The sequence below is a fragment of the Mucilaginibacter rivuli genome (genome assembly GCF_019391655.1).
Lineage (GTDB): Bacteria > Bacteroidota > Bacteroidia > Sphingobacteriales > Sphingobacteriaceae > Mucilaginibacter > Mucilaginibacter rivuli.
In genome coordinates, this window is record NZ_JAHXPQ010000010.1 from 73,018 (window position 1) to 81,441 (window position 8,424).

General features: G+C 41.9%; 7 protein-coding genes. 5 read left to right on the plus strand and 2 right to left on the minus strand.

Annotated features, from left to right (window positions below; genetic code table 11):
* Complete coding sequence (locus KXQ82_RS19345; protein ID WP_219490373.1) at positions 1-2,442, minus strand: TonB-dependent receptor; 2,442 nt, start codon at positions 2,440-2,442, stop codon at positions 1-3.
* 179 nt (positions 2,443-2,621) lie between these two features.
* Here KXQ82_RS19345 and KXQ82_RS19350 point away from each other — a divergent pair, with 179 nt between their 5' ends.
* From KXQ82_RS19350 to KXQ82_RS19365, 4 genes are all read left to right on the plus strand, one after another.
* Entirely contained in the window at positions 2,622-2,906 is a 285-nt protein-coding gene (locus KXQ82_RS19350; RefSeq protein WP_219490375.1) for a hypothetical protein, read from the plus strand.
* Positions 2,907-2,982: 76 nt separating this feature from the next.
* Positions 2,983-3,387, plus strand: a complete 405-nt coding sequence (locus KXQ82_RS19355; protein WP_219490377.1) for an energy transducer TonB — start codon at positions 2,983-2,985, stop codon at positions 3,385-3,387.
* Positions 3,388-3,603: 216 nt separating this feature from the next.
* A complete protein-coding gene (locus KXQ82_RS19360) occupies positions 3,604-5,049 on the plus strand; it encodes a tagaturonate reductase (RefSeq protein ID WP_219490379.1) in 1,446 nt (481 codons plus the stop codon).
* A 21-nt stretch (positions 5,050-5,070) separates the two neighbouring features.
* Entirely contained in the window at positions 5,071-6,558 is a 1,488-nt protein-coding gene (locus tag KXQ82_RS19365; protein ID WP_219490381.1) for a UxaA family hydrolase, read from the plus strand.
* Between the two features lie 54 nt (positions 6,559-6,612).
* On the opposite strand, the gene KXQ82_RS19370 is transcribed toward KXQ82_RS19365, so the two are convergent.
* The gene (locus KXQ82_RS19370) at positions 6,613-7,809 is read right to left on the minus strand and encodes a GAF domain-containing sensor histidine kinase (protein ID WP_219490382.1); all 1,197 of its coding nucleotides are present in this window, start codon (positions 7,807-7,809) and stop codon (positions 6,613-6,615) included.
* Positions 7,810-7,904: 95 nt separating this feature from the next.
* Between KXQ82_RS19370 and KXQ82_RS19375 the strand changes: the two genes are divergently transcribed.
* Complete coding sequence (locus KXQ82_RS19375) at positions 7,905-8,327, plus strand: secondary thiamine-phosphate synthase enzyme YjbQ (protein ID WP_219490384.1); 423 nt, start codon at positions 7,905-7,907, stop codon at positions 8,325-8,327.
* The last annotated feature ends 97 nt before the right edge of the window (positions 8,328-8,424 follow it).

The window sequence follows — 8,424 nt, forward strand, 5'->3', positions numbered from 1 at the left end:
TTAACTCCCCTTTTTTGTTGGCGCACTGTGGGCCACTTTAGTAAAGTTATAACTAATGGTGGCTGTAAAATTACGGTTAACAACGATATTGTAATTCTGGCGGTTAAAGTTATCTCCGGCAGTATAAGTGGAGTATTTGGTTTGGCCAAAAGGGTTAATCGCCATTATCCTAAGCCTGATCTTGTTTTTATAAAGTACTTTACGCATAGCCACACTCCCTGTTAACGAGCCTTTATTGCTCCCCTGTGCCGATGAGTTGGTGTAGTAGTTAAAATTACCTTCAAACGCGAGCCTTTTTGGCAGATCTATCTGTATGCCCGTTTTAGCCTGGAAGGTAATGCCGCTACGGTTAAGTTTGCTGTTGGTTAACGATTGATAAACCATACTGCCTACAGTGGCCCCTCCGTTAAGGTTAAACTTTTTATTGAGCCTGTAATTACCATAAAGGTTAAAAGTATAATACTGGCTTGAGCCCAGGTTATCATAAGTGCTTTGGTAAATGCTTGTACCTGCAGGTTGAGTGGTAATGCGCTCAATAATGCTGCTGGTGGTTGAATAACCAAGGCGCGGGTAAATTGCCCAATCCTGCCCAAAAACGCTAAAGCTCAAGTCAATTTGCTGTGTGTAGGATGGCGTTAAATTAGGATTGCCAAAGCTAAAGTTAACCGAATCTGTAGTGGTAACCTGCGGGCTTAAAGAATAGCTTCCAGGGCGGCCTATCCTACCATTATAACTTAAACCAACGGTGTATTTTTTAAACAACCTGCTTAGCGACAAGTTGGGGAATACATTAATATATGGCTTAATGGCGTATTGCTGTGATATGGTCGAGAGGTCGAAATTCATATCCGTCAGCTCACTGCGTGCACCTGCCCTGAAAGACCATTTATCGGCTATCCTTAAACTTAAGCTTGCGTATGCCGAATATATCTTTTCGTTAAAAAGGAAACGGTTGGTAAGGTTTTTATTGGTTTCGTATATGCTGGTTTTAAAATTGTAATTTTCAACATCCTGGTTATTATCGTTACTCAAACTGTTAATGGAAACACCGAAATCAACAGTGCTTTTTGATTTGCCTAATGGTTTATCATAATCAATTTTAAACTCAAAACCCCTGTTGGCAGCATCAACATCATATGTTTGGTCGAGCGGGGTTTTGCCTATTACAGGCATACCCAGCGAATCCAGATAGTGGCGCGCCGAAGCCCTGTTATTACCGGCAGAGTTATTACTGTATGTTAAGCTGGCATCAAGCTGCCCCCAGCCATTTCTTAATTTCAACGTATAACTACCATCCAAAACCACATTGACTGAACGGTTCTGATTGTTGTTGCTCTGCGTATTCAGTTTTCTTTGAACAAACGTTTCGTTAAGGTAAGCATCATCACTAAATGACGAACCATCAGAATTATTGAAGTTAAAGTTTGATGTTAGTTTAATGTTTTGTGTGGTATCAATATCCCAGTTAATCCCCCCGCGAAAGTTTTGGCCAAAGTTTTGCCCCCTCCTTGCTCCTTCCTGGTTATGGTAATTGGTATCGGGCAGGTAATTTTGGTTGTAGGTTTGGCTGCCTGCAGTGTTTTGGCTTTCACCGAAGGCATAGCTGCTGGTTAACGAAAACCCTTTACTGCGATAAGCCGTGTAAGCGTTGGCATTATAATTACCCAAAGTGCCCGCGTTTAATGATAGCGTACCATTCAGCCCAACTTTATAACCCTTTTTTAATACGATATTGATGATGCCCTCACCATCGGCCGAGTATTTTGCAGGTGGGTTGTTCATTACTTCAATCTTTTCTATCGCATCGGAAGGTAGTACATTCAGCAGGTCCGAAATGTTTGATGTCATGTAATCAGATGGTTTACCATCTATAAAAATGCGGGTATTGCGTTTGCCGGCAATGCTAATGTTGCCGTCAATATCCACATTAACCATAGGCACATTTTTTAAAATATCGGTTGCTGTGCTTCCTTCTGCCTGCAGGCTTTCGCTAACATTGTAGGTTATCTGGTCGGCAGTAACTTCGAGGGTTGGTTTCTTCTCGACTATTTTTACTTCGCTTAACTCCCCGCTCGCTTTTTTAAGGCGTATGGTGCCCAGGCTAAAATCGGGATGATCTGTGCTGAGGTCAACATCTTCAATAATTTGTTTCTCAAAACCAACGTAAGATATGCGGATGGTGTACTTTCCGTAAGGGATATTAACAAACTTAAAGTTACCGCCGTTTGATGTGGATATGCTTTTAAAAATAATATCGGTACCCTGCTGAAACATGGACACACCTGCAAAATCTATCATCTCGCCAGTTAAACCATCAGATACTTTGCCGAATACGTTGCAATTGCCTGTAGCTTGTGCCTTTACTTTAAAAAAGCCAATAGTTATAAATAATGCAAAAAAGAGTAATGATTTTTTCAAATGCAGCAGAGGTTTACGGTACAAAAGTAGCAGTTATGTATAGTGGGGCAAAGCACTTTATGTATCATTTGTGTTGTAAACAAGCTTATTATATCAACACGTTTAAAGCGTGCGGAAACTTCACTTGGACTATGTATATTAACAATAGTTTATTTTTAAATTAAGTTTTTATACATTAGCCCTTACCTAATTACTGCTTACGGATGAAACCGCGTGTACAATGCCCTAATTGCCTTAGCTACAGGGTTATTATTATTACAAAAAACCACTACATTATCTTATCGGCAATAAGTGTAATAATAGTAGCTGTATGTGGTTTTTTAATACTCACGGGTAATGATGCCGGCCTGGCAGGGATAGTTATTGTAGGGGGCGCCATGACTACTGCCATAACAAGTGTTGTATTTTTGGTAAAGGTTTTCAGGTTTACCAAAGCTGATGCGATGTGTGTACGTTGCGGCTTTAAGTTCAAAACAGGTAAGTATTAACTTAATGTGCAGATACTCTTCTTTTGTTTATCCTTTCTTTACATTTATTATTCCGATTTATCAGCATATTTAAAGCATGAAAAGATATCTTTTACTTGCCGCCCTTGTATTGGCATTTATTAGCCTGAAGGCGCAAACCCCCGATACTGTTAAAATTGACAACCGTGTATACGCAACTGTAGAGAAACTCCCCACCTATCCGGATGGCATGTCGGCATTTTACTATTATATAAGCACAGCTTTACATTACCCGGCAATTGATCAGAAAAACCACGTTCAAGGGCGCGTTTTTGTAAGTTTTATAGTTGAGCGCGATGGTACTTTATCTACCATTAAAGTTTTGCGCGCGCCATCAGAAACCTTAGGCAAAGAAGGTGCACGCATTATATCACAATCACCTAAATGGATACCCGGTATGCAGGGTGGCAAAACCGTGCGGGTGCAGTTTACATTGCCTATCAATTTTGCGTTAAAAGATTAAAACAGAATATCCTTATAGTTGGAGCCACTGTGTTATTCTTATCACAATGACTCTTAGGTATGTACATTTAGTCATTTGCACATCCACACATTTACGCTGCAAACGTTCCCGCCCATTTCTGCAATCGTTCCCGTTAATAATTACGGCTAATTATACCGATTATTAACGCATGAATATTTACTTTTAGCCCTTACAAACCAAATATAATATACAATTATGCAATTAAATAAGAGTTCGTATCCGGCTTACAAGCAATTCCCCGAAAAGGTTTTACAATTTGGCGAAGGTAATTTTTTACGCTGCTTTGTTGATTGGATGTTTAATGAACTGAATAAAAAGGCCAATTTTAATGGTTCGGTAGTAGTGGTTCAGGCTATCCAGCAAGGTATGGTTGATATGTTGAACGAGCAGGATGGTTTATACACCCTGTATATGCGCGGCTTAAAAAACGGGCAGGCAGAAAGTACTCATGAAACCATCAATGTGATTAGCCGTGGTATAAAGGTTTACGAGCAATATGCCGAGTACCTTAAAACTGCTGAGAACCCTGATATGCGTTACGTAATATCAAACACAACCGAATCGGGCATTGCTTATGATGATACCGACTTGCCAACCGCTACGCCGCCAAACTCTTTCCCGGCTAAGCTTGCTGTTTGGTTAAAACATCGTTATGATACTTTCCAGGGCGACTCATCAAAAGGTATGCACATCATCCCTTGCGAACTGATCGAGAAAAACGCCGATAATTTAAAACGCATTATATTACAATTATCAGAAAAATGGGGTTACGAAGCAGGTTTCATCGCCTGGTTAAATACCGCATGTACCTGGAGCAATACTTTAGTAGACAGGATCGTTCCGGGCTACCCACGCGAGCGTATGCCCGAAATTACTGCCGAATTAGGTTATACCGATAACCAGGTTGTTGAAGGTGAGCACTTTCACCTTTGGGTGATACAGGCGCCTGAGAGCCTGCAAAAAGAATTGCCTTTCCCTTCTATCGGCCTTGATGTAAAATATGTTGATGATATTACCCCTTACCGCACACGCAAAGTAAGGATACTTAACGGTGTGCATACAACCTTAGTACCGGTGGCTTACCTTTACGGGATAGATACCGTGCGCGAATCGGTTGAGCATCCTGTGGTTGGTAAATTTATCCGTGCGGCAACGTTTGATGAGATCATCCCTACGTTGGATCTTCCAAAAGAAGAGCTGGATCAGTTTGCTGCCGAGGTGATGGACAGGTTCCGTAACCCGTACATCAAACACTTGCTGATGAGCATCTCTTTAAACTCATGGTCTAAGTTTGAAACACGCGTATTGCCATCGGTATTGGAGTACAAAAAACGCAAGGGTACTATTCCTCAGCATTTGGCGTTCTCGTTAGCGGCAACCATCGCTTTTTACAAAGGCAAACGTGGCGAAGAAAACATCGCATTGAACGACTCGCCGGAAATACTTGAATTTACCAAAAACGTTTGGGCCAAAGCCGATGGCAGCAACGAAAGCCTGAAAGCTGTAGTTACCGAGATATTAGGTTATGAAAAGAACTGGAAACTAAACCTGAACACTGTTGAAGGTTTAAACGAGGCTGTAACCAAACACCTCATCAATATTGAAAAACATGGCGTAGTAAAAGCCATCGAAATGATATAATTTAGGAAGAAGAGCAAAAGAATGAAAGAACTCATCAAGATCAATTCGCGCGATAACGTGGTAATCGCATTACGCAATTTTACCGCCGGCGAAACCATTACCGTTGACGGAAACAGCATCACCCTGTTAAACGATGTTGAAAAGGGCCACAAAATAGCCCTTACAGACATTCCCGAAGGTGGCGATATTACCAAATACGGCTACCCTATTGGGAAAGCTACCCAGCCTATTAAAGTTGGTGAATATGTACACGTACACAACGTGCGCACCAAACTGGGCGAAGTATTTGATTATACGTACAATCCGCACTTTAGCGAGCTGCCGCATGAGAACAAACACCTTACCTTTAACGGCTACCGCCGTAAAAATGGTGAAGTGGGTATCCGTAACGAAATCTGGATCGTGCCAACTGTAGGTTGTGTTAACGGTATAGCAGAGCAGATCATCCGCGAATTTAAGGCTGAGGTTAATCCTACCGGTATTGACGGCATGGAAGTGTTTAAACATAACTATGGCTGTTCGCAGTTAGGTGATGACCACGTGAACACCCGTAAAATATTAGGTGATATTGCTATGCACCCTAACGCGGGTGGCGTATTGGTATTGGGCCTTGGTTGCGAGAACAACAAGATAGACGAGTTTGCCGAATCATTAGGTGATTACGATAAGAGCCGCATCAAATTCATGTCAACCCAAAAGGTGCAAGATGAAGTTGCTGACGCCATTGCTTTGTTGAAAGAGATATATGCCGAAGTAAGCCAGGATGTTCGCGAAGCAGTTCCATTGTCTGAATTAAAAGTAGGTTTAAAATGTGGTGGTTCTGATGGTCTATCAGGTATCACAGCTAACCCGCTGGTTGGTTATTTCTCCGACTTCCTGATCAGTCAGGGTGGAACTACAACTTTAACTGAAGTACCTGAAATGTTTGGTGCTGAGACCATTCTGATGGATCGTTGTATCACCGAGGAGGTATTTGACAAAACCGTTCACCTCATCAACGATTTCAAACAATACTTCATCGACCTGAAACAACCTATCTACGAAAATCCTTCACCGGGTAACAAGGCAGGTGGTATTACAACGCTTGAAGATAAATCATTAGGCTGTACACAAAAAGGTGGTATTGCCACTGTTGTGGATGTATTGAAATACGGCGAGCGCCTGCACACCAAAGGCTTAAACCTGTTAAGCTCTCCGGGGAATGATCTGGTATCAACCACAGCTTTAGGCGCATCAGGTTGCCACATGGTATTGTTTACTACAGGCCGTGGTACACCATTTGGTAGCTTTATCCCTACTTTAAAAATATCAACCAACTCTGAGCTGGCTAAAAACAAGCCACACTGGATTGATTATAATGCCGGGCCGCTATCAGAGGATAAAACTTTTGATGAAGGTTTGGAAGAATTGGTTGCCAAGATCATCCGCATAGCCAACGGCGAAAAAGCGAACCACGAAAAAGCCGGTTTCCGCGAGATCGCGATATTTAAAAGCGGCGTAACGTTGTAATAAATATTGTACTGATATAGTTAAAGGCTGTCCCACACGGGATGGCCTTTTTTATTACGGTATTGGCAGTGATACAAAAAAAGATGAACCTTTTCCTTTGCCTGCGCTCTCGGCCCAAACTTTTCCCTGATGCAGCTCTACCAAAGTTTTCACAATAGATAATCCCAGCCCGTTGGAGCGTTCCTTACCTGTTGGTACAGCGCTCAGCTTAGCATAGCGAGTGAATAGTTTCCCCATATCAGCCTCGTTAAGTCCCTGGCCCTGGTCTCTAAACTCAACAAGCACATAACCATTCTCTTCGGTAACATACAGGTCTATCTCACCACCGGGGTAAGTGTATTTTATGGCATTGCTCAACAGATTCTCAAATACATCCTGTATCCTCCCCCCATCAAGCTCAATAAATATGGCACATTCTTTATGGATGGTAATTACCTGTTGTTTTTGGTGCGCCAAAACTTCCAGTCCATCCTTAACCTTTTGTAACAATTCGCAAATATCCATCCGTTTACGTATCACGGTAATAAAGCCATCTTCAATTTGCGATAGGTTTAGCAGGTCGTTCAGGCTATCCAATATATTATCAGCCGAGTAAGTTATTTTATTCGACATTTTCCTTACCGCGTCTTCGGTTGATTTTTTGTTTATCAGTTGCCCATATAGCTTTATTGCTGATAAGGGGCTTTTCAGATCATGCACAGTAATGTTCATCAGATCGGTATGTACACGTACATTTTTTCGGGTACGAAGCCTGTTATCCAGCTCATCCATAATAATAGATGCCAGGGTTTCAAGCATGTTTATCTGCTTGGCTGTAACCTCGCGCGGTATAATGTCGGTTACATTCAGGGTGCCCAAAATATAACCATCTACTGTAATTAACAGCGCGCCTGCATAAAAACGGGTGCCACGTTCCATCATCAGTAAGGGCGTTCCTACAAAGCGCGGATCGGTGTGAATATCATTTAAAATTGTGGTATGGGGTTGTAGTATCGCTACCGAGCAAAAGCTGTGATGCCGTAGTACTTCGCTACTTTCTAATGTGCTGATGTTGGATTTAAAGAAAACCCTGTCTTTATCAACAAAAGTTATAAAGGCGTTCGGAGTATCAAATATCTGCGAAGCCAGTATAGCTATTTTATCAAATACATATTCGGCGGGGGTATCAAGTATATCGTATTGATATAGTTTTTTCAAACGATCCTCGTCATTAGGCGGTATTGCATACACGGGCATCGTTGAGATAGTCATTCAAAAAAGGCTTACTATCAAAGTTAACATTAACTCTTGGAGTAGTACTATATATTCAATTATATTGTTGGCATCAAACATGTGAACAACAGATCATGAAAATATTCCAACAGGCCATACAACTGCGTGAAAAGAAAAGAGGTTTCCACATCATTACTTCCGAAGTGGTTTATGCCATGCCACAGATCGTAGAGATAAAAGTTGGTATGTGCCAGGTATTTATCCAGCACACATCGGCATCGCTAACCATTAATGAAAATGCTGACCCAACCGTACGGCAGGACTTTGAAATGTATTTCAGCAAAACAGTCCCTGAAAACGATCCGGAATACCGCCACGATGATGAAGGGCCGGATGATATGCCTGCACACTTAAAAGCAGCTATGTTGGGGAGTTCTGTAACCATCCCCATCCGCAACGGGCGATTGGCTTTAGGCACCTGGCAAGGCATTTATTTGTGCGAACACCGTAATCATGGCGGTAACAGGAATTTGGTAATTACGGTTTGGGGAGAGTAAACACAAAAAGACCGTCATTGCGAGGCACGAAGCAATCTTCGATAGATAGGTTAACGCCATGCAAAGCGCGAATAAATTGTTTAGGATTGCTTCGTGC